This window comes from Streptomyces sp. CB02400, assembly GCF_001905725.1.
Classification (GTDB): Bacteria; Actinomycetota; Actinomycetes; order Streptomycetales; family Streptomycetaceae; genus Streptomyces; species Streptomyces atrovirens.
Window position 1 is genome coordinate 1 of record NZ_LIWB01000022.1, and the last position, 24,833, is coordinate 24,833.

General features: G+C 71.5%; 20 protein-coding genes and 1 pseudogene. 2 read left to right on the forward strand and 19 right to left on the reverse strand.

Annotated elements, in window-relative coordinates:
• Positions 1-222 precede the first annotated feature (222 nt).
• On the forward strand, positions 223-2,433 hold the full coding sequence (locus AMK33_RS34965; RefSeq protein WP_073937046.1) for a family 43 glycosylhydrolase: 2,211 nt from the start codon (positions 223-225) through the stop codon (positions 2,431-2,433).
• Here AMK33_RS34965 and AMK33_RS34970 read toward each other — a convergent pair.
• From AMK33_RS34970 to AMK33_RS35050, 17 genes and pseudogenes are all read right to left on the reverse strand, one after another.
• Positions 2,411-3,490 carry a dienelactone hydrolase family protein gene (locus tag AMK33_RS34970; protein ID WP_073937047.1) on the reverse strand — a complete coding sequence of 360 codons (1,080 nt, stop codon included), beginning with the start codon at positions 3,488-3,490 and terminating at the stop codon, positions 2,411-2,413. The two genes, AMK33_RS34965 and AMK33_RS34970, sit on opposite strands and share 23 nt — an antisense overlap.
• On the reverse strand, positions 3,474-4,604 hold the full coding sequence (locus tag AMK33_RS34975) for a pectinesterase family protein (protein WP_073937048.1): 1,131 nt from the start codon (positions 4,602-4,604) through the stop codon (positions 3,474-3,476). The genes AMK33_RS34970 and AMK33_RS34975 overlap by 17 nt, the downstream gene beginning before the upstream one ends.
• 82 nt (positions 4,605-4,686) lie before the next feature.
• Positions 4,687-6,021: a pectate lyase family protein gene (locus tag AMK33_RS34980; protein ID WP_073937049.1), complete on the reverse strand. Its 1,335-nt coding sequence runs from the start codon at positions 6,019-6,021 to the stop codon at positions 4,687-4,689.
• A 62-nt stretch (positions 6,022-6,083) separates the two neighbouring features.
• Positions 6,084-6,881, reverse strand: coding sequence for a rhamnogalacturonan acetylesterase (locus AMK33_RS34985; protein ID WP_073937050.1), 798 nt, complete (start codon positions 6,879-6,881; stop codon positions 6,084-6,086).
• Positions 6,882-7,025: 144 nt separating this feature from the next.
• A complete protein-coding gene (locus AMK33_RS34990; RefSeq protein ID WP_073937051.1) occupies positions 7,026-8,381 on the reverse strand; it encodes an ABC transporter substrate-binding protein in 1,356 nt (451 codons plus the stop codon).
• A 108-nt stretch (positions 8,382-8,489) separates the two neighbouring features.
• Positions 8,490-9,527, reverse strand: a pseudogene (locus AMK33_RS34995) (pectate lyase family protein); the annotation flags it as partial.
• Between the two features lie 36 nt (positions 9,528-9,563).
• A complete protein-coding gene (locus AMK33_RS35000; protein WP_073937053.1) occupies positions 9,564-11,117 on the reverse strand; it encodes a glycoside hydrolase family 43 protein in 1,554 nt (517 codons plus the stop codon).
• On the reverse strand, positions 11,114-11,959 hold the full coding sequence (locus AMK33_RS35005) for a PmoA family protein (RefSeq protein ID WP_073937054.1): 846 nt from the start codon (positions 11,957-11,959) through the stop codon (positions 11,114-11,116). The genes AMK33_RS35000 and AMK33_RS35005 overlap by 4 nt, the downstream gene beginning before the upstream one ends.
• Positions 11,956-13,116 carry a Gfo/Idh/MocA family protein gene (locus AMK33_RS35010; protein WP_073937055.1) on the reverse strand — a complete coding sequence of 387 codons (1,161 nt, stop codon included), beginning with the start codon at positions 13,114-13,116 and terminating at the stop codon, positions 11,956-11,958. Before AMK33_RS35010 ends, AMK33_RS35005 begins: the two co-directional genes overlap by 4 nt.
• A complete protein-coding gene (locus AMK33_RS35015) occupies positions 13,113-14,450 on the reverse strand; it encodes a pectate lyase family protein (protein WP_073937056.1) in 1,338 nt (445 codons plus the stop codon). The genes AMK33_RS35010 and AMK33_RS35015 overlap by 4 nt, the downstream gene beginning before the upstream one ends.
• Positions 14,447-15,343: a carbohydrate ABC transporter permease gene (locus AMK33_RS35020; RefSeq protein WP_073937057.1), complete on the reverse strand. Its 897-nt coding sequence runs from the start codon at positions 15,341-15,343 to the stop codon at positions 14,447-14,449. Before AMK33_RS35020 ends, AMK33_RS35015 begins: the two co-directional genes overlap by 4 nt.
• Complete coding sequence (locus tag AMK33_RS35025) at positions 15,340-16,272, reverse strand: carbohydrate ABC transporter permease (protein ID WP_073937058.1); 933 nt, start codon at positions 16,270-16,272, stop codon at positions 15,340-15,342. Before AMK33_RS35025 ends, AMK33_RS35020 begins: the two co-directional genes overlap by 4 nt.
• Before the next feature lie 96 nt (positions 16,273-16,368).
• A complete protein-coding gene (araD, locus tag AMK33_RS35030) occupies positions 16,369-18,090 on the reverse strand; it encodes an L-arabinonate dehydratase (protein WP_073937059.1) in 1,722 nt (573 codons plus the stop codon).
• A complete protein-coding gene (locus AMK33_RS35035; RefSeq protein ID WP_073937060.1) occupies positions 18,087-18,995 on the reverse strand; it encodes a dihydrodipicolinate synthase family protein in 909 nt (302 codons plus the stop codon). The genes araD and AMK33_RS35035 overlap by 4 nt, the downstream gene beginning before the upstream one ends.
• Positions 18,992-19,678 carry a GntR family transcriptional regulator gene (locus AMK33_RS35040; RefSeq protein WP_073937061.1) on the reverse strand — a complete coding sequence of 229 codons (687 nt, stop codon included), beginning with the start codon at positions 19,676-19,678 and terminating at the stop codon, positions 18,992-18,994. The genes AMK33_RS35035 and AMK33_RS35040 overlap by 4 nt, the downstream gene beginning before the upstream one ends.
• Positions 19,679-19,824: 146 nt before the next feature.
• Positions 19,825-20,577 carry an MBL fold metallo-hydrolase gene (locus AMK33_RS35045; protein ID WP_073937062.1) on the reverse strand — a complete coding sequence of 251 codons (753 nt, stop codon included), beginning with the start codon at positions 20,575-20,577 and terminating at the stop codon, positions 19,825-19,827.
• Between the two features lie 67 nt (positions 20,578-20,644).
• Entirely contained in the window at positions 20,645-21,238 is a 594-nt protein-coding gene (locus AMK33_RS35050) for a TIGR03086 family metal-binding protein (RefSeq protein WP_073937063.1), read from the reverse strand.
• A gap of 132 nt (positions 21,239-21,370) precedes the next feature.
• On the opposite strand from AMK33_RS35050, the gene AMK33_RS35055 reads away from it, so the two are divergent.
• Positions 21,371-22,570: an MFS transporter gene (locus AMK33_RS35055; RefSeq protein WP_073937064.1), complete on the forward strand. Its 1,200-nt coding sequence runs from the start codon at positions 21,371-21,373 to the stop codon at positions 22,568-22,570.
• 157 nt (positions 22,571-22,727) lie between these two features.
• On the opposite strand, the gene AMK33_RS35060 is transcribed toward AMK33_RS35055, so the two are convergent.
• Positions 22,728-23,891, reverse strand: a complete 1,164-nt coding sequence (locus AMK33_RS35060; protein ID WP_073937065.1) for a hypothetical protein — start codon at positions 23,889-23,891, stop codon at positions 22,728-22,730.
• Entirely contained in the window at positions 23,888-24,829 is a 942-nt protein-coding gene (locus tag AMK33_RS35065; RefSeq protein ID WP_073937066.1) for a 5-dehydro-4-deoxyglucarate dehydratase, read from the reverse strand. The genes AMK33_RS35060 and AMK33_RS35065 overlap by 4 nt, the downstream gene beginning before the upstream one ends.
• Positions 24,830-24,833 lie beyond the last annotated feature (4 nt).

Below are 24,833 nucleotides of genomic sequence, written 5' to 3' on the forward strand. Positions count from 1 at the left end.
GCTGATTTCGCCAACAGCGTCGTTCACATCCGGCGGGGCGTCCGCCGTTTGTCCGGAGCCGGGAAGTCGCCCGGAGCCGGGAAGTCGTCCGAGTCCCCGGACAGCGAAAACACCCGAAAACTTTCGGCACTTCCAGCCCCTCCCGCATCTGTTGACGCCCCGCACTCCGCTGGTGACACTCCGGGAAACAACAGAATCCCTCAGACTCCGACAGGAAGTGTCATGCGCCGCCACACCGCCCGTCGCACGCTTCTCGTCCCGTTCCTCGCCCTCCTCCTCGCCCTGCTCGCCGCCCCGCCGGGCACCGCACACCCCGGAGCACCGCCCTTGAAGAAACCCACGTACGCCGGTTACCTCTTCGCCTACTTCACCGGCGAGGGCACCGCCGACGGCGAGCAGATCCGCTACGCCCTCAGCCGCGGCAACGACGCCCTGCACTGGCGCGAACTGAACGCGGGCGAGCCGGTGCTGACCTCCACGATCGGCGAGAAGGGGCTGCGCGACCCGTTCGTGATCCGCTCCCCCGAGGGCGACAGGTTCTACATGATCGCCACTGACCTGCGGATGTACCGCAGCAGCAGCGGAAGCTGGGACGAGGTCCAGCGGCACGGCAGCAAGTCGATCATGGTGTGGGAGTCCACCGACCTGGTCCACTGGACCGACCAGCGCCTGGTGAAGGTCTCCCCGGACAACGCGGGCAACACCTGGGCCCCGGAGGCCTACTGGGACGACGAGCTCGACGCGTACGTCGTCTTCTGGGCGTCCAAGCTGTACGCCGACGACGACCCGGACCACACCGGATCGACGTACAACAAGATGCTGTACGCGACCACGAAGGACTTCCGCACCTTCAGCGAGCCGAAGGTCTGGAACGACCCCGGTTACTCGGTCATCGACTCGACCGTCGTCAAGCACGAGGACACGTACTACCGCTACACCAAGGACGAGCGCGACCCGTCCTCCGGCTCCCCCTGCTCGAAGTTCATCACCGGTGAGAAGTCGGCGTCGCTGACCGACACCTCGTACGACTTCGTCTCCGACTGCATCGGCAGCGGCGCGATGAGCCGGGGCGAGGGGCCGACGGTGTTCAAGTCGAACACCGAGGAGAAGTGGTACCTGTTCATCGACGAGTACGGCGGCCGGGGCTACCTCCCCTTCGAGACCACCGACCTCGACTCCGGCGAGTGGACCCCGTCGACGGACTACCAGCTTCCCGCCAGCCCCCGGCACGGCACGGTGATCCCGGTGACGCAGGCGGAGTACGACCGGCTGCTGGCCGCGTACCCGGAGAGCCCCGCGTCGATCGTGGACGCCACGGCCCCCGGCCAGAAGGGGTACGCCGTCGTCAGCGAGGAGACGAGCAAGGTCGTGCTGCCGATGGAACCGGGCGCGGACCTGCGGCACCTCGCACCGAAGCTGTGGGTGGGCGAGGGCGCGACGGTCAGCCCGAGGCCCGGTGCCCGACGTGACTTCCGCGAGCCGCGGACGTACACGGTCACGGCCGCCGACGGCACGCGGCGCACCTGGACCGTGGAGGCGGTACCCACCCGCAGCCCGGTCCTGCCCGGCCTGTACGCGGACCCGGACGTGCGGTACATGGACGGCCGGTACTGGATCTACCCGACCACGGACGGCTTCCCCGGCTGGAGCGGTACGCGGTTCAAGGCGTTCTCGTCGAGGGACCTGGTCCACTGGAAGGACCACGGCGTGATCCTCGACCTCGGTCCCGACGTGTCCTGGGCCGACAAGAACGCATGGGCGCCCGCGATCGCGGAACGCGACGGGAAGTACTACTTCTACTTCTGCGCCGAGCAGCAGATCGGCGTCGCGGTGGCCGACTCCCCGGCCGGCCCCTTCGAGGACGCGCTCGGCGAACCGCTGATCGGGAAGACGCAGTTCAGCGGCCAGATGATCGACCCGGCCGTGTTCACGGACGACGACGGGCAGTCGTACCTGTACTGGGGCAACGGGCACGGCTATGTGGCCCCGCTCGACGACGACATGGTGTCCTTCGACGCCGCCCGGGTGAAGGACATCACCCCGGACGACTTCCGCGAGGGCTCGTTCGTGGTGAAGCGGGACGGCACGTACTACTTCATGTGGTCCGAGGACGACACCCGCAGCGAGAACTACCACGTGGCCTACGCGACCGGCCCGTCCCCGCTCGGCCCCTGGACCGAGCGCGGCACGATCCTGTCCAAGCGCCCCGAGTACGGCATCCTCGGCACCGGTCACCACTCCGTGGTCAACACCCCAGGCACCGACGACTGGTACATCGTCTACCACCGGTTCGCGCTCAACGGCCCCGGCACGTCCGGCGGGGACGGCACGCACCGCGAGACCACCGTCGACCGGCTGGAGTTCGCGGCCGACGGCACGATCGAGCCGGTGGTGCCGACCCTGGAGTCGGTCAGCCCGGTGCGGCGGCGGTGACCGACCCCAGCCACGCGTAAACCTCGTCCTGCATCGCGGCGTCGAAGACGTGGCCGCGCTCCGGCCACGTCTTCAGCCGCAGCCGCTCCTCGGCACCGCACGCGCGCCAGACGGCCCGCAGCTTGTCGTACGCGACGCGCACCCCGTCGGCGGTGAACAGGGCGTCGAGCCCGCCGTGGAAGAACAGCATCGGCTTCGGCGCGGCGATGCCCGCCACGTCGGGGATGTCGAGGTGCCGGGCGAGCCCCGGGTGGAGCATGTGGAACGCGGACTGCCCGCGCAGGGCGTTGTTGCCCGGCACCATCATCTCCTTGAGCCCCGTCATCCAGCACACGCTCACCGCGGCGGCGATGTCGTCGCTGAGCGCGGCGGCCTGCCAGGCGCGGTAGCCGCCCATGGAGAAGCCGACGGCGACGACCCGGCGGGCGTCCACCCGGTCCAGGCCGGCCAGGAAGGCCGCGGCCCGCTGGTCCTCGCGGGCGTGCAGTCCGGCGAGGGAGGAACCGAGGTGGTAGAGGGTGCTCGCCAGTGCCTGCTGCCGCTCGTAGGCGAGCGGCTCGCGGTCGCCCCAGCCGAGGGCGTCCGCGCAGAACACCGCGTACCCCCGCCGGGCCAGTTCGTCCCCGACGAAGCGCCCGCCGAAGCACCGGTCCGCCCACTCCTCGGCGGAGGCGAGGCGGGTGTCGTCGTACCAGGGCCGGACGCACTTCTCCTTGCCGATGTCGAACCGGGACCCGTGGTCGTGCAGGAGGAGGACCGCCGGGAACGGGCCGGCGCCCCGTGGGGTGAGCAGGGCGCCGCGGACCCGTCCGTGGCGGGTGAGGGAGAGGGTGACCAGCTCCCGCGTGTACCCGTCACCGTCCGAACGGGCGGTGAACTCCGGGGCGTACGGCGTCCCGTCCTGCCGGCCGACGAGGAGGTGCTCCTCGACCACCGCGCGGGCCGCGCGCCGCCACGCCCCGAAGTCCCGGACCGGCGAGGTGCCCCAGGCGAGCGGGAAGGTCAGCTCGTCCTTGAGGGACGTATGGAATCCGGGCAGGTCACCGGTGGCGGGCATACGGCCGCCAGTCGCCGAGGTACGCCTCCCGCGTCTGCGAGGCGGCCTCCGCGCGGGTGAGCTGGGGCCGGTTCTCGGGGACGGTGACGACCGCGCCGGGGCCGGTGTTGCGGTACTCGGCGAACCGCTGGTCCTGCCAGGGGTGCGCGTCCCGCATGTTGGCGTAGGGCGCGACGGCGTCGATGCCCGCACCGAGGTGGGTCTCGCGCACGGTGAGCATGGGGCGGGCGGTGGTGTCGGAGCTGGGCACCCAGGGGCGGGCCAGCTTGTAGTAGCCGTCGGGGGCCTCGCTGCTGATCCTGCTCCGGGTGACCAGGTAGCCGCGCGGGTTGGCGCCGGCGGTGGAGGGCGCGAAGACGAAGCCGTACGGGGCCGCCGCCAGGTCGGGGCGGACCAGGGTGCGGAAGTGGCAGTGCTCGAAGACGGCGGTGGCCCGGCCGAAGACGAAGTCGACGTCGCCCTCGGCGTAGCAGTGGGCGAAGTACTGGCGGGCGAAGGTGTCCAGCGAGCGGGAGTCGGCGTACAGGGTGTCCTGGTGGCCGAGGAACCGGCAGTGGGTGAAGGCGCTGCGGTCGCCCTGCACCTTGAGGGCGACCGCCTGGGTGCCGCTGGTGCCGGGGAGGTCGGTGCGCAGCCAGTCGTTGGCGAAGGTGATCCAGCGGGCGGTGAAGCCGTCGGGGCGCACGGTGGTGGTGGCGGAGCCGGAGGTGCCGTAGGTGCTGGAGCCGTCGGGCTTGGGGGTGCCGGCCGCGTTGTCGTAGACGATCACCACGGCGCGTGGGTCCTCGGAGGCGCCGAGCCAGGTCATGTCGGTGCGGTCGGCGTCGACGGAGACCGTCTCGCGGTAGGTGCCCGGGGCGATGACGAGGGTGCGTCCGGTGCCGGTCGCGGCGGTGACGGCGGCCTGGACGGTGGTGAAGTCACCGGCGCCGCGCGGGTGGACGTACAGGGTGCCCGGGGTGAGGCGGGCGGACGGTGAGCCGTACCGGCCGAACGGGCGGCGGGGCCGGTGAGGCCGGTGGGCGGCCTGGGCGGGGACGGTGGCCAGGGCGAGCGCGGCGGAGGCCGTGGCGCCGGTGAGCAGGAAGTTCCTTCTGGACAGGGGCGAGGGCATGCGGGTGCTCCTTGGGTGACGTCGGACGGCCGGGGCGGTCCGCGATGGGGGCGGACCGCCCCCGGCCGGCTGTCGGGGAGGGTCAGCGGATACGGCCGGCGCCCGCGCCGTACTTGACCAGGAACGGGACGACCCGGGCCGGGTGGACGGCGGTGCGCAGGGTGGGCGTCCAGCCGGCGCCGGACTGGAGGGTCTCGGCCGGGATCTCCGCGTTGTGCACGGCGATCAGGTCCACGCGCTTGCCGTTGACCACGTTGTGGGCGGCGGTGAGCGGTGCCTCGCTCCACTTCTTGAGGATCTTCGCCGGGCTGATGCCCTTCGCCAGGGTGAAGGCGTTGTGCTCGGCGACGAGCTGGGACTCCTTGCCGACTCCGAAGCTGTAGGAGTAGCCGTCCTCCGCCACGAAGTGGTTGTTGTACACGTCGACCTGCCCGAAGCGGACGCGCGGCGCGCGCTCGACCAGGCCGGAGAACAGGTTGTGGTGGAAGGTCGCCTTCAGCTTGCCCCGGTCGCCGACGGCGGTGGACTCGCTGTCGCTGTTGCCGATGAGGATCGTCTTGTCGTGTTCGGTGAAGACGTTCCAGGAGGCGGTGACGTAGTTGGCGCCCTTGACGATGTCCAGCTCGCCGTCGTGCTGCTGGTACAGCATGCCGAAGTAGGTCGGGGCCTCGCTGTCGGGGTGCTCGCCGTCGGTGAACGTGTTGTGGTCCAGCCAGACGTGGGTGGAGCCGTGGACGACGGCGGTGTCGTACTCGGAGTTCCAGTTGCCCTGGCTGCCGTCGGTCGGGTCCCACTGCGGGAAGCAGTCGATCGGGCTCTCGAGGGCGAGGTTGCGGACGATGACGTTGTCCACGCCCTTGATCTGGAGGCTGGCGCCCTTGATGCCGGCGTTCCGGCCGACACCGATGATCGTGGTGTTGGAGGGGACGGACGCCTTGATGGCCGTGTCCTGGGCGGCGGCGGAGGCCCTGCGCAGGCCCTCCGGGCTGTCGTCCGGCTCGGCGCTCAGGTCCTGCTCCAGGCCCCAGGTCTCCGGCGCGTACGCCTCCAGGTAGGCGTCGAAGTCGTAGCCGGGCGCGGCGAACGCCTCGCAGCCCTCGGAGACCGCGTCGATGGTCCCCTTCACCTTGATGATCTTCGGGGCGTCTCCGCCGTCCGCCAGGGCCGCCTTGAACTCGGCCCAGGTGCGCACGGTGTAGACGTGCTCGCGGTCGGCGTCGGCGCCTCCGGTGGTGCCGGTGCCGTAGGAGGCCCAGCCGTCGCCCGCGCCCAGCGTCTGCCGGGCGGCGTCACGGTGGTGGTGCGACGGGGAGTGGGCCTGGGCGCCGGTGCCGGTCAGGGCCAGCACGAGGGCGGTGCAGCCGGCCAGCGACGCGGCTCTCACTGTGGCATGCCCATGCCATCCGGATGTGCTCATGGTGCGGCTCTCCTTTTTCATGGTCCAGGGGGTGTTACGCGACTTTCATGGTCCGAGGGGTGTTACGCGACGGCCTCCGGCCAGGTGATCCACGACTCCGGGATCTCTCCGTCCAGCCGCCGCACGTCGCGCGGCGCGAGCACCCGGGTGCGCAGCAGCTCCCGGGCGACCAGCCGCGCCACGGCGATCGCGCCCGGCGGATCGAAGTGCGTGTTGTCCTGCTCGGTCGCCGTCCAGTTGAAGTACTTCTTGGTCTCCTCGACCCCGAGCTCCTGCCACAACGCCAGCGACAGGGCCTGGATGTCGAGCAGCGCGACCCGCTCCTCGGCGGCCAGCGCCCGCATCGCCGCCGGGTACTCCCCGTGGCTCGGCACGGCACGCCCGTCCGCGTCGAACCGCCGCCGCTCCACGGCGGTGGCCAGCACGGGCCGCGCCCCACGGGCCCGCGCCCCCTCGACGTACATCCGCAGATACTCCTGGTACGTCGACCAGGGCTCGGTGTAGCGGGTGGGATCGGCGGACTTCTCGTCGTTGTGCGCGAACTGGATGAGGAGGAAGTCACCGGGCCGGATCGAGGAGAGGATCACCTCGAGCCGCCCCTCGTCGACGAAGCTCTTGGAACTCCGCCCGTTCACGGCGTGATTGGCGACGGTGAAATTCCGGTGCAGCAGAAACGGCAACGCCATCCCCCACCCGGTCTCGGGCGCGGCATCGGCGTATTTCTGCGCGGCGGTGGAATCACCGGCGATGTAGAGGGTGCGGTGACGGCGTCCGCCGGCATGAGCGGTACCGGTTGCGGCGAACGCCAGAGGAATGGAAGCGACGGCAGCGGAAGTAACCTGTCTACGGCTGAGCGACACGCCGATAGCCCTTTCAACTGGGGAACGGACGGACACCTAGGGGCGCGGGGCTGTTTCGATTTGCGGCTCCGCCGCGTGGGCGCGATCAACCAGGGACGGCCCGCAGCCCGAAAACCACAGGCCGCCCCACGGCGAAACCGCTGATTAACCCTTCTGCTCCTGCCACTCCGCCTGAGCCTCGTTCAACTGCTCAGCCATCGTGTCCAGGAATTCCTGCGCACTCATGTCCCCCAGAAGCACTTTCTGGAAGTTCGGCTCATTTTCAGCCTTGGAAATCGTGTTCCAGTCCGGCAGGTAGTACGGAAGCTGCACAATGCTGGTGGAACCGTCGTTCAACGCCTCGGCCGCCAGCTTCGTGGGCTCCGCCTTGCTGATCCACTCGTCCTTCGCCGCGTCCGTGTTCGCCGGCACCTGACCGGCCGACTCGTTGAACTTCGAGTTGGACTGCGCCGACACGGCGAACTCTATGAACTTCCAGGCGGCCTCCTTGTTCTTGGAGCCCTTGAACATGCCGATGCCGTCGACCGGGTTGGAGACCTGGACCCGCTTGCCGCCGGGCCCGGTCGGCTGCGGGATGCCCCGGAACTTCTCGGTGGTGAGCGCCTTGACGTGGTCCTGGTACGAACCGAGGTTGTGGTTCAGCATGCCGATCGTGCCGGTGTCCCACTGCGCGGTCATCTTGGTGAAGTCGTTGTTCAGGTCGGCCGCGGGGGTGACCTTCTTGAACAGGCCCGCGTACTTCTCCAGGGCCTCGGCGTTCTTCGGGTCGTTGACCGTGGTCTTCTTGCCGGAGGAGTCCCAGAACGAGGTGATGCCGGACTGCCCGTACATCGCGTCCAGGGCCTGGGCGATGGAGCCGGCGCCGCCGCGGATGGTGTAGCCGAACTCGTTCTTGCCCTTGTTCGTCAGCTTCTCGGCGGCCTCGTAGAACCGGTCCCAGGTGGTCGGCTCCTCCAGGCCCGCCTTCTCGAACAGGTCGGTGCGGTAGTACAGCACGCCGTTGTTCGCCGAGGTCGGGATCGAGTACAGCTTGTCGTCACCGCCGCCGGCGGCCCGCATGGACTCGACCATGTCCTTGTTGAGCTTGCCGTTCAGCGGGGACTTGGCCAGCCGGAAGTCCAGCGTGTCGAGCGCTCCCTGGGCGGCGAAGCCCGCGAGCATCGAGGCGCCGATGCCGCCGACGTCCGGCAGGCCGCCGCCCTGGATGGCGGTGTCGACCTTGGACTGGTACTCGGTGGAGGCGATACCGACGTACTGGACGTCGATGTCCGGGTTCGCCTTCTCGAAGTCGGCGATGATCTCCTTCCAGATCTCGGTGCGGACACCGCCGTTGTTGTCCCAGAAGACGATCTTGCCCTTGCCGCTGCCCTCGGCCCCGTCTCCGCCGCCGCTGCCGTCGTCGCCGCAGGCGGTGGCGGTCAGGGCGAGCACGGCCCCCAAGGCGACGGCGGTGGAGGTCCGGCGCCTGCCTGTGCTGTTTCTGAGAATGCTGATCTTCATTGGTCGGCTCTCTTCTTCTGGATTCGACGGAGCGGTGAACGGACTGAACACGTGGGGGGGTCGGTGGGATGGGTCGGTGGGAGGGTCCGGTGGGCCGGCTCAGTGGGCGCCGAGCTGCTTCTGCGGTCCGGAGAAGCGCTTGACCAGCGCGGGGACGGCGGCAGCCGGGTCGAGCCGGTAGTCGTAGAAGTCGCCCGGTTCGAAGGCGTCGCCCCACGCGTCGTGCCGGCCGGTCGTGTCCTTCAGGATCGACCCGCGCTGCACCAGTTCCGCGGTGGCGTCCGCCTGGTAGGGGTGCTGGACCCCGTCGTAGTAGCTGTTCTCGATGACCATCCGCGTCGCGCCGCGCGCCCAGTTCCCGTACGTCCACTGCGGGTCGCCGTCGGCCACCTGGGCGGAGAGGTAGTTGTTGTACAGGTGCGCGTAGGCGCAGTTGTCCGCGGAGGGGTTGCGCTGCTTCGTGCCGGTGAACCAGTTGTGGTCGATGGTGATCTGGGTGCGGACGTTGTCCGTCCAGCCGATGCCGAGCGCCTTGTTGTGGTTCTCGAACCGGTTGTAGGAGACGGTGACGTACTCGCTGTCCTTGCGGATGTCGAGCAGTCCGTCGCCCATGTGCGTGAGGCGGTTGTGGTCGATCCAGACGTGGTGGACGGAGTCCATCTGGATCGCGTCGAAATCGGTGGTCTTGCCGTCCCAGTCACCCTCGACGTAGCTGTCGCGGATGGTCAGGTTGCGGATGATGACGTTGTGCGTGCCGGGGTTCAGGTGCAGCTCGCCGTGGACGATCTCGCCGGTGTCGCCGACACCGATGATCGTCTTGTCGGAGCCGACCACGATGTCCGAGCCGAAGGGCGCGACGGCGATCGAGCCCGCCACCCGGATGACGTACGGCCCCTCGGCCGCGGCGTACTTCGCCAGCGCGGCCTGGTCGGTGACGGTGACGACCCTGCCTCCCTGGCCGCCGGTGGTGCCGCCGGCCAGGGAGGCGAAGCCGTGCGCCCTGTCGGTGTGGCGGGGTGACCCCGTCTCCCGGTCCGGGGCGGCCTGGGCCTGTCCGGCCGTCCCGAGGGCCAGGGCGGCGACCAGGCCGAGGACGGCGGTCAGCGCCCTGCCGGTCCCCGGCAAACGCTTGCTACGGTGCGTCACTGCGGCTCCCAACAGGCGTACGGATGAGTGCGGTGGTTACCGGGTTCCGATCCGGAACCGGGTGAAGGTGGCGGTGCCGGCGTGTCCCTCGCCGGCGGGCGCGAGCGCGAACAGGCCGAGCAGGGCGCCGACCCAGCGCCACGGGGTGGCGGCGAAGACCTGGCCGGTGGGGCGCGGTCCGTCGCCGAGGTCGTAGGAGAAGCGGCAGCGTGCCCCGGGGCCGGTCTCGATCCGCAGCCGTACCCGTCCCTGGGGTGCGGGGCGGGGGTGGTCGGCGTCCCGCTCGGCCTGGGCCACCGACTCCGCGAACCGGTGCACCAGGTGGACCGTCCCGTCCGCGCCGCGCTGGAGCCCGATCCAGCGGTAGGCGTCGCCGAGCACCGCCAGTCCGGCCCGCGCGCCCGTCTCCTCGCCGTCCAGGCGCAGCTCCACCTCGATCACCGAGGGGTCGCCGGGCAGCCGCTGGGTGAGCACGTTCGGCAGTCGGCGCAGGTCGTGCGCGTCGGCCGAGCGGACGCAGGCGAGCCGCAGCCCGTCCCCGGAGTGCTGGGTGGCCCAGCCGTCGCGGGGGTTGGCCGTCCACGACCACTGGCGGCCGAACCGTCCGCCGGGGAAGTCGTCGTCGGTCGCGGGCGCGGCCGGCGACTGCGGGGGCAGCGCGGGACGGACGTGCCCGGCGACCGGGGCGCCGTCGTCGCCCAGTACCGGCCAGCCTCCCCCACTCTCGGCTTCGCTCGACCGGGAGGTGCCCCCATCCGCCCACCGCATCGGCTGGAGGTGGACCACCCTGCCATACGCGCCGCGCTGCTGGAAGTGCAGGAACCAGTCCTCGCCCGCCCCGGTGCGCACCCAGCCGCCCTGGTGGGGGCCGTTGACGTCGGTGTCCTTCTGTTCGAGGACGACCTTCTCCTCGTACGGGCCGAAGAACTCGCGGGAGCGGAAGGCGCCCTGCCAGCCGGTCTCCACTCCCCCGGCGGGGGCGAGGATCCAGAACCAGCCGTCGTGCTTGTAGAGCTTGGGCCCTTCCAGGGTGAACCAGCCGGGGATGCGGTCGGCGTCGACGATCACCTTGCCCTCGTCGAGGAGTTCGGTGCCGTGGGGGTGCATCCGGTGGCCGGTGAGGCGGTTCTTGACGCCGGAGCGGGACTTGGCCCAGGCGTGCACGAGGTAGGCCTCGCCGGTCTCGTCGTCCCACAGGGGGCACGGGTCGATCAGGCCCTTGCCGGCCTTCACCAGCAGCGGCCGGGTCCAGGGGCCGCGGATCTCGGGGGCGTTGACCTGGAAGATGCCCTGGTCGGGGTCGCCCCAGAAGATCCAGAACCGGTCGTCGTGGTGGCGCAGGGACGGGGCCCAGACCCCGCAGTCGTGCCGGGGCGTCCTGAACTCGGCTTCGGGTTCCAGGCGTTCGAGGGCGTGGCCGACGAGGGTCCAGTTGACCAGGTCACGGGAGTGCAGCAGGGGCAGTCCGGGGGCGCGGCCGAAGCTGGAGGCGGTCAGGTAGAAGTCGTCGCCGACGCGGACGACGTCCGGGTCGGACCAGTCGGCGTTCAGGACGGGGTTGGCGTACGTGTCCGCGGTCTCGGGGGTCACGGGCCCACCGCCTTTCGTACGAGGGTGGCGGCGCCGTCGGCGTCGAGGCGGCCGTCGGCGACGACGGTGACGATCCGGCGGACGAGGGTGTCGCCGGGGGCGATCGCGGGCCGTTCGTCGTACGCGAGGGACGAGCCGACACCCGGGTACTCCTCGGTGCGCACGAACCACGGGTCGTGCCGGGTCCGTTCGGTCGCCCCGGCGAACACCAGCGACCAGGTGTCGCCGGTCAGGGCGAGCCAGTCGGCGCGGGTGCCGTGGACCTCCCGCTCGCCCTCGCGGTCGGCGGTGAAGACCCTGGGGGCCGTGTCCTCCTTGCGGGCGCGCCAGAAGAAGCCGCCGTAGGCCGCGCCGGGGCGCCCGTTGGTGGCGGGGCTGCCGATGGTGAGCGGCGCACTTGTGACGTTGGTGAGGGAGAAGGTGAAGTCCAGCGCCCAGGCGGAGCCCGTGAGTTCGGTGGCCGCGACCGTGCGGCGCTCGCGCAGCAGCTCGGTGCCGGCGGCGACCCAGCGCAGCTCCTCGACGAAGCCGTCGGGGTCGCGGAGCTGGAAGGCGGTGTGCCGCTGGGCGCCGTGGTTGTCCAGCTCGGTCGGCCCCCGGTCACGGACGTAGGTGCGCCCGCCCCAGAAGTTGTGCCCCTCGACGTCGGGAACGGCGACACCGACGCCGAGGTGGTGGAGGTGGTCGGCAGGGCTGAACTCGGTCACGGCCGTGCCGGCCAGGGTGGTGACGGGGTGCAGGTAGGGGCGCGGGGAGAGCCGGGCGGGCAGCTCGGGGCGGGTGACGTAGCGGCCGACGGGGCGGCCCGCCACGCGCAGTACCGGGGAGTCGTTGCCGGTCATCGGGTGCTCACCTCGTTCAGCGGGTGCTCGGTGCGCGGCGCCCAGGGCGCGCCCAGTTCGGAGTAGAGGGAGAGGGTGTCGGCGGCGGCGGCCACGAGTCCGTCGATGCCGGGGACGACCCGGCGGTCCTCGCCGGGGACGCGGTGCCAGGCGGCGTCGGGCAGCGGCTCCGGGTCGGGGGCCCGGCGGATCGCCTCGACGACCCGCATGAAGGCGCCCGTCTCGTCGGGCGGGACCAGCAGGCCGGCGCCGGTGGTGAGGTGGTCGGCCAGGTTCTCCAGCAGGTCGGTGCGGCCGTGGTGGTACTCCTCGGGGCCGTGGCCGCCGCGCTGGAGCAGGACGCGGTCCTGTTTGTACCAGAAGGTGATGCGGCCGCTGCTGCCGTGCAGCAGGACGTACGGCTCGTCGGCCCGCTCGGCGCACAGGGTCGCGGCGACGGTGACGCGGAGCCCGCGCGCGGTGGTGATCCGTACGCAGGAGGTGTCGTCGGCCTCGATGTCGTTGGCGTGGCCGAGCTCGGTCTCGATGCCGGTGACGTCCTCGGCGCGGGCGCTGCCGCCGAGCGCGAGGGCGGTGGCGACGGCGTGCGCGAGGGGGTTGGTCAGCGCGCCGTCGATCACGTCGGCGCCGTTCAGCCGCCGCCGGCCCGACCAGGGCGCCCGGCGGAAGTAGGCCTCGTCGCGCACCCAGGCGCCGGCCCCGCCGATGCCCATCAGCTCGCCGATCGCGCCCTCGGCGACCAGCTCGCGGATGGCCGGCACGGCGTGCGAGCCCAGCGACTGGAACCCGACCTGGCAGGCCACGCCGGCCTCGGCGACCCCGTCGGCCATCCGGCGGAACTCGGCGTACGACGGTGCCGGGGGCTTCTCCAGGAGCAGGTGCACGCCCCGCCGGGCGGCGGTCAGCGCGAGGTCGGTGTGGGTGGGGATCGGCGTGCAGATCACGGCGATCCGGGCGCCGGTGGAGTCGAGCAGGGCGCCGAAGTCGGCGGACTGCTCGGGGAGTTCACCGCCGGCCTCCTCCTCGGTCAGCGGGGTCAGCTCGCAGATGCCGGCCAGCCGGACCAGTCCCGCCCGCTCCAGGCGGCGGATGTTGGCGACGTGCCAGCGGCCGTGGCCGCGGGCGCCCGCCAGGACGACGGGCAGGGGTGTCCTCATCGCAGCCTCCCCGCGCCCGCGCCCCTCGCCACCGCCCGGTCGGCCGCGGCGGCGTTCTCGACCTCGCCGTGCAGGGTGGGTGCCCAGCCGACGTCGGCGGTCAGGTCGCGTTCGCTGCCCGAGTTGTAGGCGTTGTGGATGGCGAGCAGGTCGACCGGGTAGCCGTTGAAGAGGGTGCCGCTCTGGTGCAGGGCGCTGCCGTTCCAGCTCTTGACCAGGTCGGCGGCCTCCACGTGGCCGGGTGTGGTGAAGGCGTTGTTCTCCGCGTAGAGGGCGGACTCGGTTCCGACGCCGAGGGAGTAGCGATGTCCGGCGTCCCGGTCATCGATCACGTACCGGTTGTTGTAGAGGTGCACCTGGCCGTAGCGGACGCGCGGGGCGCGCTGGGCGACGGACTCGAACTCGTTGTGGTGCAGGGTGATCCGGAGCCTGCCGCGGTCACCGGTGGCCGAGTCGCTGTTGCCGATCAGCATCGCCTTGTCGTGGTCGGCGAACCGGCTCCAGGAGACGGTGATCAGGTCGGACTCGTTGGTGATGTCGAGCAGGCCGTCGTGGCGCAGGTAGTTGCGGGCGAAGTGGGTGGGCTCCTTCTCGTCCGGGTGGCCCTTGTCGCTCGCGGTGACGTGGTCGACCCAGACGTGGGTGGCGCCCCTCAGCCAGAGGTTGTCGTACGCCGTCTTCCAGTCGCCGAGGCCGCCGGTGTTGGGCTGCCAGACGGGGAAGCAGTCGTAGGCGTCGCGGAGTTCGAGGTTGCGGACGATGACGTTGTCCGCGTCCTTCACCTGGAGGCTCGCGCCCTTGAGCACGGCGTTCCGGCCGGTGCCGACGAGGGTGGTGTTCGAGCCGACGGGCAGCACGATCCGTTCGGCCTGCCGGGCGGCGGAGGCCTTGCGGGCCTCCTCCTGCGGGCCGCTGGGCTTGGCCTGCCCCCAGGTGCGGGGGTCGTAGGCGGCCAGGTACTTCTTCAGGTCGTAGCCGTCGGTGGCGTAGTCGGCGCAGTCCAGGCGGCGGCCGTCGTCGTCGGTGTTGGCGTCGATGGTCCCGGCGATCCTGATGATCTTCGGGGTGTCGCTGCCGCCGTCGAGGGCGCGGACGAGTCCGGCGCGGTCGGTCACGGTGTACACGTGGGCGTCGTCGGCGGCGGCGCCTCCGGTGGTGCCGCCTTCCGCCGCGGCCCAGCCGTCGTTCGGGGCGAGGGTGTCGCGGCCGATGTCGCGGCCGGTGCCGTGGGTGTCGCGGGTGGCGGGGCCGGTCCCACGGGTGTCGTCGGCGTGTGCCGGCACGCAGAACAGGCTCAGCAGGGTGGCGGCCATCACCGCCTGGCGCAGACTCATCCCTTAACCGCCCCCGCGCTGAACCCGGTGATCAGCCACTTCTGGATGAAGGCGAAGACGATCACGACGGGGACGGCCGCGATGATGCCGCCCGCGGCGAGCGCGCCGAGGTCGACGCTGTCCGCGCTCATCAGGGTGTTGAGGCCGACCGGGATGGTCTGCTTCTCCTGGTTGTTGAGGAACATCAGGGCGAACAGGAAGTGGTTCCAGGAGTGGACGAAGGCGAAGGAGCCGACGGCGATCAGACCGGGCCGCAGCAGCGGCAGGACGACCACCCGGAAGGCCTTGAACCGGTTGCAGCCGTCGACCCAGGCGGCCTCCTCCAGGGAGTACGGCACGTTCTTGATGAAGTTGCTGATCAGGATGATCGACAGCGGTAGCTGGAAGACCGTCTCGGCGATGATGACGCTGCCGAGGGAGTTGATCATCTGCAGTTCGGCGAAGATCTCGAACAGCGGTACGAGCAGCAGCGCGCCGGGCACGAACTGGGAGCAGAGCAGGGCCAGCATGAAGGCCCGCTTGATCTTGAAGTCGAACCGGGCGAGGGCGTAGCCGCCGGCCAGGGCGACCAGCGTCGTCATGATCAGGGTGGCGACGCCGACCAGCACGCTGTTGTAGAAGAAGGTGCCGAAGCTGCGGTCCGTCCAGACCTTCTCGAAGTGGACGGTCGTCATCGGCCAGGGGATGAGCGAGGAGGAGCCGGCCGGGCGGAGCGCGAACAGCAGGATCCAGTAGAAGGGGATGAGGGTGAAGACGAGGTAGATGCCCAGCGGCAGGTAGATCTGCCAGCGGGGTGCCTCGTCCCAGGCCCGGCGCTTCTTGTTCGGCCGGGGCGGCTCGGGGGTGGTGCGCGCGGGGGCGGGGGCGGCCACGGGGGCCTCTTTGGTGATCACTTCTCGCCTCCGAACTTGCTCAGCCGCAGGTAGACCATCGAGCAGAAGAGCAGGATGAGGAACGCGACCGTGGTCAGGGCCGACGCATAGCCGAAGTCGTGGGCGTCCACCGAGGTGTTGGCGATGTACAGCGGCAGTGTCGTGGTCTCGCCCGCGGGTCCGCCGCCGGTCAGCGTGTAGAGCAGGTCGACGTTGTTGAACTCCCACACCATGCGCAGCAGCGTGGACAGGATGATGGCGTCCTTCAGGTGCGGCAGTGTGATGTGCCAGAACTGCTTGAAGCGGCTCGCGCCGTCGACCTCGGCGGCCTCGTAGAGGTCCTTCGAGACGGACTGGAGGTCGGCGAGGATGAGGATCGCGAAGAAGGGGACACCGCGCCACAGGTCGGCGACGACCGCCGCCGGGAAGACGGTGGAGGTGTCCGACAGCCAGCTGACGCCGTAGTCGCCGATGCCCATGTCCGCGAGGTAACGGGTGATGCCGGTCTGGGAGTTGTAGAGCAGCACCCAGATCGCGGAGGTCAGCACGCCGGAGACGGCCCACGGGGAGAAGACGAGGGCGCGGCCCAGACCGCGGCCGACGAAGGTCTGGTTGACGATGAGGGCGAGGGCCAGGCCGAACAGCAGCTGCAGTCCGACCTCGACGAAGACCCACTTGGCGCTGAAGACGAGGGTGTCCCAGAACAGGGGGTCGTCGGTGAAGATGCGGGTGAAGTTGTCGAAGCCCGCGAACCCGTTGCGCCAGGGCTTGGTGGGGTTGTAGTTCTGCAGGCTGTAGTAGAAGACGCTGATGACCGGGTACGCGATGAAACCCAGCATGAGCAGGGCGGCCGGCCCGATCAGCAGGTACGGGAGCCTGCGGGGCGTGGCGGAGGCACGGCGCCGCCGGGGTGGCCTGGGCGGTTTCGCCACGGCTGCGGCATGGGCCATGACTGTTCTCCGTTTCTCGGTACGTCGTGCTGTGTGGTGCGTGTGCGGGTGAAGCGCTTTCTTCGTATGTGTGCGGAGGCCGGGACGTACGGCCGGTCAGCCGGCGTAGGGGTCCTGGACCGTGCCCGGACGGGCGAGGAACTCGAAGTCGCAGCCGGTGTCGGCCTGCGTGATCTGCTCGTTGTAGAGCGCGCCGTAACCGCGCTCGTAGCGCACGGGCGGCGGCGTCCACCGCTCCCGGCGGCGTGCCAGCTCCTCGTCGTCGACATTGAGCCGAAGGACGCGGTTCTCGACGTCGAGGGTGATCGAGTCCCCGGTGCGTACGAGGGCGAGCGGTCCGCCGACGTACGACTCGGGGGCGACGTGCAGGACGCACGCGCCGTAACTCGTCCCGCTCATCCGGGCGTCGGAGATCCGCACCATGTCCCGCACCCCCTGCTTGAGCAGGTGGTCGGGCAGGGGCAGCATCCCGTACTCGGGCATGCCGGGGCCGCCCTTGGGGCCGGCGTTGCGCAGGACCAGCACGCTGTCGGCGGTGATGTTCAGCGCCGGGTCGTTGATGGTCCGCTGCATCTGCTTGTAGTCGTCGAAGACGACGGCGGTACCGGTGTGCCGCAGCAGGTGCGGTTCGGCGGCGATGTGCTTGATGACGGCGCCGTCCGGGCAGAGGTTGCCGCGCAGTACGGCGACCCCGCCCTCGTCCGCGACCGGGTTGTCGCGGGTGCGGATGACGTCGTCGTCGTGCACCTGCGCGCCGGCGATCTGCTCGCGCAGGGTGTCGTGGCAGACGGTGGGACGGTCCAGGTGGAGCAGGTCCGGGATCCGGGAGAGGAACCCGGGCAGTCCGCCCGCGAAGTGGAAGTCCTCCATCAGGTACGTCTGTCCGCCGGGCCGCACGTTGGCCAGCACCGGGACGGTGCGGGCGATGCGGTCGAAGTCGTCGAGGGTGAGCTTGACGCCCGCGCGTCCGGCCATGGCGATCAGGTGGATGACGGCGTTGGTGGAGCCGCCGAGTCCGAGGACGGTCGTGACCGCGTCCTCGAAGGCGTCCGCGGTGAGGATGTCGCTCAGTTTGCGGTCCTTGTGGACCAGGTCGACGATGGTCAGGCCCGCCTTGGCGGCCATCCGGTCGTGCCCGGAGTCGACGGCCGGGATGCTGGAGGCGCCCGGGACCGTGACGCCGAGGGCCTCGGCGGCGGCGGTCAGCGTGGACGCCGTACCCATGGTCATGCAGTGGCCGGGCGAGCGGGCCAGGCCGCTCTCCAGTTCCTGCATCTCGCAGTCGCCGATGACACCGGCGCGCTTGTCGTCCCAGTACTTCCACATGTCGGTGCCGGAACCGAGGACCTCGTTGCGCCAGTGCCCGGGCAGCATGGGCCCGGCGGGCACGAACACGGTGGGCAGGTCTGCACTGGCGGCGCCCATCAGCAGGGCGGGCGTGGACTTGTCGCAGCCGCCCATCAGCACGGCGCCGTCGACCGGGTACGACCGCAGCAGCTCCTCGGTCTCCATGGCGAGGAGGTTGCGGTAGAGCATGGGGGTCGGCTTCTGGAAGGTCTCGCTGAGGGTGGAGACCGGGAATTCGAGGGGGAAGCCGCCCGCCTGCCACACCCCCCGCTTGACGGCCTGCGCGCGGTCGCGCAGGTGGACGTGGCAGGGGTTGATGTCGGACCAGGTGTTGAGGATCGCGATGACCGGCTTGCCCAGGTGCTCCTCGGGGAGGTAGCCGAGCTGGCGGGTGCGGGCGCGGTGGCTGAAGGAGCGCAGGCCGTCGGTGCCGTACCACTGGTGGCTGCGGAGCTGCTCGGGGGATTTCATATGGCCCACCCCGCGGCGATGGCGGCGACCTCGGCGCGCTCGCTCTCCGGCAGCGGTTTGCTCGGCGGGCGGACCTCGCGGCGGCACAGGCCGAGGGAGGCGAGGGCCTCCTTGACGACGGTGACGTTGTTGGCGGAGCCGTTGGCGGCGCGCAGTTCCTCGAAGCGGCGGATCTGCTCCCACACCTTCATGGCGGTCGGGTAGTCGCCGGAGCGCAGCGCCTCGATCATGTTCAGCGAGACGGACGGGGCGACGTTGACCAGGCCCGAGGTGAAGCCGGTGGCGCCGGCCGAGAAGTAGGAGGGGGCGTACGGCTCGGCCAGCCCCGCCACCCACACGAACCGTTCCAGTCCCGCGTCCCGGGCGAACGCGGCGAACTTCGACGCGTCCGGCACGGCGTACTTCACGCCGATCACGTTGGGGCAGGCGTCGGCGAGTTCGGCGAGCCGGGCGCCGGTGAGCTGGGCGTTGCGGATGTAGGGGACGACGCCCAGTTCGGGCACCGCCTCGGCGATCGCGCGGTGGTAGTCGACCCAGCCGCTCTGCGAGACGTAGGGGTGGACGGGCTGGTGCACCATCACCATCTGCGCGCCGAGTTCCCGGGCGTGCCGCGCGGAGTCGACGGCGGTGGGCACGTCGTGGCCCACCCCGACCAGGATCACCGAGCGGTCGCCGGCCTCCTCGACGGTCAGCTCGGTGACCAGCCGGCGCTCGTCGGGGGTCAGGGCGTAGAACTCGCCGGTGTTGCCGTTGGGGGTGAGGGTCGTGATGCCACCGTCGAGGAGACGACGCAGCAGGGCCCGGTAGGTGCCTGGGTCGACGGAGCCGTCCTCGGCGAACGGGGTCACCGGGATCGCCACCACGTCGGCCAGGGCCGCCCGCTGGGTCTCGAACGTCGTTGTCATGCCTGACCGTCCTCTTTCTGGGCTTCCGGGGCCGCCTCGAAGTCCTCTTCGACCTCGGGGAAGGCCCGTCGCACGAACGACGCGATGTGCGAGTGCAGGGCGCGTGCCGCGCCGTCCGCGTCCCCGTCGAGCGCGAGCCGCAGGATCTCGCGGTGCTCGCTCGCCTCCCGTTCCCAGGAGGGGTCGGCGGCCCAGGCGACGGCCGAGACGAGGGCGGCCTGGTCGCGGACCTCGTCGAGCATCCGGCCGAGCAGCGGGTTGCCGCAGGGCACGTAGAGGGCGCGGTGGAACTCGCGGTTGGCGAGCGACCGTTCGGCGGTGTCGTCGGCCTGGTCGGCGCGGGTCAGCGCGTCGCGTGCGGCGTCCAGGGAGGCGCCGCGGCGCACGGCGCGCTTGAGTGCCTCGGGCTCCAGGAGCAGCCGTACGTCGTAGACCTCGCGTGCCATGTCCGCGTCGACCATGCGCACCGTGACGCCCTTGTACTGGTTCATCACGACCAGACCGGTGCCGGCCAGGGTCTTGAGCGCCTCGCGCACCGGGGTCTTGGACACCCCGAACTGTGCGGCGAGGTCGGTCTCGACCAGGGCCTGGCCCGGTGTGAACCGGCCGGTGAGTATGCGGCGTTTGATCTCCTCCAGCACGTACTGCGTGCGGGAGGGGATCGGCGTGGGCACAGAGGTCATGCGCGCCTCTCGGATTTCGCGTCGGATCTCGCGTATCGGATCTCGCGTATCGCGTCTCATATATGACGTACGAAGTACGACGCCGATGACCGTAAGAGCGGCCCGGAGTTTCGTCAATGCTTCTGACAAAGGAACTTGGTGTTGCCTCACACGGTGTACGTGCGGCCCTCCCGGGCGGTGGCGGTGGGTCCGCCGAAGGCGGAGGCGGCCCGGACGGTCGCCTCCTCGGGGGTGAGCGTGGGGCCGACGTGCGTGACGAGGAGTTCGCGCACGCCCGCCCGCCAGGCGGTGTCACCGGCGTCCTCGGGTGTCAGGTGGACCCGTTCGCTTTCGCGATGCTCGTCGATGTCCGCCTCGCAGAGGAACAGGTCGGCGTCGCGGGCGAGTCCGGTGAGGGCGGCGCACGGTCCGCTGTCCCCGGAGTAGGCGAGGACGCGCCCCGCGCACTCGGCGCGCAGCCCGTAGGCCTCGACGTCGTGGACGACGGCGGTGGAGGTGAGGGACAGGCCGCCGTATTGGACGGCCTGCCCGTCGTCCAACGGCCGGAAGTCGAATACGCCGCTGAGGAAACCGGTGTCGGGGCGCCCGAAGAACCCGGCGAGGCGCCGCGCGCAGTCGGCCGGCGCGTGGACCGGGATCGGCACGGGCGGGGTGAGCCCGCCGTAGGCCAGGCCGTACACGGCGGCGAGCAGATCGGCGCTGTGGTCGGCGTGCAGATGGGAGATCCACACGGCGTCGATGCGGGCGGGGTCCGTGTGCCGTCGCAACTCGGCGAACGTCCCGAACCCGGCGTCGACCCACACCTCGGCGCCTCCGCCGCGCAGGAGGTGCCCGGAGCTGGGGCGGTCCGGGCCGGGGTGCGGGGAGGCGGTGCCGAGGACGGTGAGGGTGAGAGTCATGCGGGGAGGCTACGAGGCGCTCCCCGGCCCTCGCGCGCGCTTTGTGCCGACCGCGGTCCAGCCCTGGTTATGCCGACCTCGTCCAGCCCGGGTCCCGGCCGCTCAGCCCGATCGTCCGGTCCAGGAGCGGGGCGTCGGGCGGGACGGGGACGACGGGACCGAAGATGCCGCCGCCCCCGTCGGAGTCCGCGGCGGTGGCCAGGAGGAAGTCGTACGACGCCCGCAGCGGGGCGGGGTCGGGCGCGTACGACTGGCCGGTCGCGCGGGCCAGGTCCCAGCCGTGGATCACCAGTTCGTCGGTGACGACGGCACCGGCGGCCGCACCCGGCAGGTCCACACCGCCCGCGCGGGTCATGCCGGTCCAGGCCGCCGGGTCCCGCCAGACCTCGGCGAGCTCGTCGAGCACCTTGGGCAGCTCCTCGCGCCAACCGGGTCCGATGTCCGGCAGGGCGGCCTCCGGGCTGGTGTCGGTGGTGACACCCAGCTCCTTGCGGCCCGCGTCCCGGAAGGCGACGGCCAGCCCGAGAAGGTGGCCCAGCATGTTCCGTACCGCGTACCGCGGACAGGGTGTCCCGTCCGCCAGTTGCTCGTCCGTGACGCCCTCGGCGAGACGCGCCACGATCCGGGTCTGCGGTCCGAGGTCGAAAATGGTGTCGGGCATCGGGCTGCTCCTCCTGACGGTCTTCCTGGGAGGTAGACCGATCCCGGCCGCGGAACTCATCGCCCGGCCGTCCCGTTTCTAAGACACCTGCCCGATCCCCGCGGCCGGTCCTTAGAACCACGATGACCAGGCATGACGACGACATGGACGGCGGCCCGCGTGGTGCGGGACCGGAATGCGGGCCTCTACCTCGCCGGGGTGGTGATCTCCGGCTTCGGCACCTCCGCGCTGTGGCTGGCCTCGGGCGTGTGGGTCAAGGACCTCACCGGCTCGGACGGCCTCGCGGCCCTGTGCGCGCTGGCGATGTGGGCGCCCACCCTCGCCGGCCCGCTGCTCGGCACGCTCGCCGACCGGTTCCGCCGCCGCCCGCTGCTGATCGCCGCGAGCCTGCTCATGGCGGTGCTCCTGCTCACCCTGTGCGCCGTCGACTCACCGCGCGGGCTGTGGCTGCTGTACGCGGTGCTGTTCGTGTACGGCGCGGCGGGCGTCGTCCACGACGCGGCCGAGTCGGCGCTGGTCGCCACCGCCGTGGACCGCTCCCTGCTCGGCGACTTCAACGGTCTGCGGATGACCGCCGACGAGGGCATGAAACTGCTGGCCCCGTTGGCGGGCGCGGGCCTCTACGCGGCGTACGGCGGGGCGGCCGTCGCCGTCCTGGACTCGGTCACCTTCCTGCTCGCCACGGTCGTGTACGCGTTCCTGCGGGTACGGGAGGACCGGCCGGCGCGCCCGACGGGCAGCCGCCGGGAGCAGACGGCCGAGGGTGCCCGCCGTCTGTGGGCGCATCCGGTGCTCCGCCCACTGGTGCTGGCGGGCGGCGCCACGATGCTGTGCGCGGGCCTGAGCGGGGCGCTGGTCTACGCCGTGGTCGACGCTCTCGGCCACTCCCCCGCGTACGCCGGTGTGCTGTACGCCGTCCAGGGCGCGGGGTCGGTGGCGGTCGGCCTGCTCTCCGGCCCGGCCCTGCGCCGCCTCGGCGAACGGCGCTTCGCGGCGTACGGCATCGCCGTACTGGCCGTCGCGGTGGCACTGCGCGCGGTGCCGGACGATCCTCTGGCATGGACGTGCAGCGCGGCGATCGGCGCGGGCCTGCCCGCCGTACTGATCGCCACACTGACCGCCGTGCAGCGCGAGACCCCGGCCCCCCTGCTGGGCCGGGTCACCGCCACCGCCAACACACTGGTGTTCACCCCGAACGTCCTCGGCCTGGCGGCGGGAGCGGCCCTGGTCGAACTCCTCGACCACCGACTGCTCCTGGCCACCGTCGGCTGCGTCCTGACGGCAACGGCGGCAGCCCTGCTCGGCCACCGCCCCCTGGCCGTGTCGCCCTAGCTGCGGGCAATCGTGCCTCCCCCAGTGCCTTGAAGGCCTGGGAGGCACCCCCAGGGCGGCACGGGTGGGCGCAGCGGCACCCCTCCAGCGGGGCGAGCGGACACCCCCGGCCCGCACCCACACCCACACCGGCACCGGCACCGGCACCGGCACCGGCTCAGAACCCGGCCAACGCCGCCCGCACCGCCTCCAGATCCCCGTCCGACGCCAGCCCCGCGTGGTACAGGCGCAGTTCCGTCGCGCCCAGGCGGCGGGCTTCGGTGGCGTCGGCCGCTAGGGTGCCGGGGCTGCCGCCCATGCCGGAGACCACGGTGAAGTTGGCGGCCAGGACGGTGTCCGCGCGGGCCTCCTCCGCGAACGGGGTCAGCAGGCCGGCGCCTCCCGTGCAGGGCACGACCACTCCGTCGGCGACGGAGAGGACGTGGGCCGGGTCGACGCCGGCGTTGGCGCCGCAGTGGTAGGAGACCGGGTCCGCGTGCAGGAGGACCTGGAAACCCCCGGGAGCTGCCTGTCGTACGGCGGTGACCGCGGCCTCCTGGAGCGTGCGGGCCGTTTCGTCGCGCCACGCGCGCGTGGCGTTCGCCGGTGTCTCGCCGAGGAGCTTCTCGACGCCCGCCCAGCCCCCGTCGGAGGGCGCCCCCCGCCACACCGGTTCCAGCGCGGCGCGTACGGCGGCGGCGAGTGCGTCGGCGTCCAGGCCCTGAGCGCCGTAGCCCTCGCGGCAGGACGGGCAGAAGCACAGGGACATCAGGTACTGCCCGGCGTCTCCGAGGCCGACCCCGGCGATCTTGTCGTGGGCGTGCAGATGGGCCAGTCCGTACCAGCCGAGGGACTCCAGTTCGGTGCCGCGCGCTCCGGGGCGCACCGCCGCCTCGGCGGCGAGGTCGGTCAGGTACGCGCGGGTGGCGGGCTGGGCGATGCACGGCGCCCAGGGGTAGCGGTCGCCGTAGGCGTTGACCACCGAGGTGTCCGGGTGCTCCGCGCCGAGGCGGGAGTTGTGCGCGAGCACCACCCATGTGTGCACCTCCAGGCCCGCGTCCGTGAGCGCGGCGGCGGCCTCGCCGAAGGCGTCTCCGGGCGCCCAGTCGCCGGCCGGGTACGGGCGCGGGGTGCGGTCCGCCCAGTGCTCCCCCACCGGGTACAGCACGGCCGCGTGCTCCGCGGTGACGACGCGGTGGCGCGGGTGGCGCGGGGTCAGCGCGCGGGTGGAGTGGTAGGCGGAGGCGAGCGTCACCTGTGCCGTGCCGAGCGCGGCGATCCGCGCGGGTGCCTCCGGGTCCCCGTTGACGTCCCAGGGGTAGACGAACGCCGACGTCCTCACTGGCCCTCCTCGAGCAGTGCGTGTCCCCGCTCGATGAGCTGAGCGAGCTGCTTGACATGATCCCCGGCCGGTTCGTGCAGCGGCGGCCGCACCTCCCCCACGTCCAGGCCGCGCAGGCGTACGCCGGCCCTGACGAGGGAGACGGCGTAACCGCTGCCCCGGTCGCGCAGTTCGACGAACGGCCGGTAGAAGCCGTCGATCAGGCGGTGCGCGGTGGCCGTGTCGCCGGTGCGGAAGGCCGTGTGGCAGGCGAGGGCGACCTCGGGCGCGAAGCAGAACGCCGCGGACGAGTAGAGGGTGATGCCGATGCCGCCGTAGGCGGGCTGGGTCAGTTCGGCGGTCGGCAGCCCGTTGAAGTACAGGAAGTCGGCGGGGCCTTCGGCGCGTACGGCGCTGATGATCCGTTGCATCAGGTCGAGGTCGCCGAGGCCGTCCTTGAAGCCGACGATCCCTTCCGTGCGGGCCAGTTCGACGACGCTCCCGGGGGTGAAGACGGCGTTGTCGCGCTGGTAGACGATGACCGGCAGGGAGGTGGCCGCGGCCACCTGCCGGTAGTGCCGCAGCAGTCCCTCCTGCGCGGCGCGCACCAGGTACGGCGGCATCGCGAGCAGCCCGTCGGCCCCGGCGCGCTCGGCGAGGCGGGCGTAGCGGACCGCGAGCGCGGTGCCGTAGCCGGCGCCCGCGACGACCGGGACGCGTCCCTCGGCGGCCTCCACTGCGGCCGTCACGCACAGCTCGAACTCCTCCGGCGTCAGCGCGTGGAACTCACCGGTACCGCAGCAGGCGAACACGGCGGCGGCCCCGGCCTCCACCCCGCGCCGCACATGGAGGCGGTAGGTGTCGAGGTCGACGGAGCCGTCGGGTCCGTAGGCGGTGACCGGGAAGAACAGCGGCCCGCTGGGGACACCGAGTCGGGCGGCGAGAGGGGCTGGCGTCACAAGC

Excerpts from the sequence above, each read along its gene's own strand:
- AMK33_RS34965 (WP_073937046.1), top strand. The coding sequence starts at position 223 with ATGCGCCGCCACACCGCCCGTCGCACGCTTCTCGTCCCGTTCCTCGCC.
- AMK33_RS34970 (WP_073937047.1), bottom strand. The coding sequence starts at position 3,490 with ATGCCCGCCACCGGTGACCTGCCCGGATTCCATACGTCCCTCAAGGAC.
- AMK33_RS34975 (WP_073937048.1), bottom strand. The coding sequence starts at position 4,604 with ATGCCCTCGCCCCTGTCCAGAAGGAACTTCCTGCTCACCGGCGCCACG.
- AMK33_RS34980 (WP_073937049.1), bottom strand. The coding sequence starts at position 6,021 with ATGAGCACATCCGGATGGCATGGGCATGCCACAGTGAGAGCCGCGTCG.
- AMK33_RS34990 (WP_073937051.1), bottom strand. The coding sequence starts at position 8,381 with ATGAAGATCAGCATTCTCAGAAACAGCACAGGCAGGCGCCGGACCTCC.
- AMK33_RS35005 (WP_073937054.1), bottom strand. The coding sequence starts at position 11,959 with ATGACCGGCAACGACTCCCCGGTACTGCGCGTGGCGGGCCGCCCCGTC.
- AMK33_RS35010 (WP_073937055.1), bottom strand. The coding sequence starts at position 13,116 with ATGAGGACACCCCTGCCCGTCGTCCTGGCGGGCGCCCGCGGCCACGGC.
- AMK33_RS35015 (WP_073937056.1), bottom strand. The coding sequence starts at position 14,450 with ATGAGTCTGCGCCAGGCGGTGATGGCCGCCACCCTGCTGAGCCTGTTC.
- AMK33_RS35025 (WP_073937058.1), bottom strand. The coding sequence starts at position 16,272 with ATGGCCCATGCCGCAGCCGTGGCGAAACCGCCCAGGCCACCCCGGCGG.
- araD (WP_073937059.1), bottom strand. The coding sequence starts at position 18,090 with ATGAAATCCCCCGAGCAGCTCCGCAGCCACCAGTGGTACGGCACCGAC.
- AMK33_RS35035 (WP_073937060.1), bottom strand. The coding sequence starts at position 18,995 with ATGACAACGACGTTCGAGACCCAGCGGGCGGCCCTGGCCGACGTGGTG.
- AMK33_RS35040 (WP_073937061.1), bottom strand. The coding sequence starts at position 19,678 with ATGACCTCTGTGCCCACGCCGATCCCCTCCCGCACGCAGTACGTGCTG.
- AMK33_RS35045 (WP_073937062.1), bottom strand. The coding sequence starts at position 20,577 with ATGACTCTCACCCTCACCGTCCTCGGCACCGCCTCCCCGCACCCCGGC.
- AMK33_RS35050 (WP_073937063.1), bottom strand. The coding sequence starts at position 21,238 with ATGCCCGACACCATTTTCGACCTCGGACCGCAGACCCGGATCGTGGCG.
- AMK33_RS35055 (WP_073937064.1), top strand. The coding sequence starts at position 21,371 with ATGACGACGACATGGACGGCGGCCCGCGTGGTGCGGGACCGGAATGCG.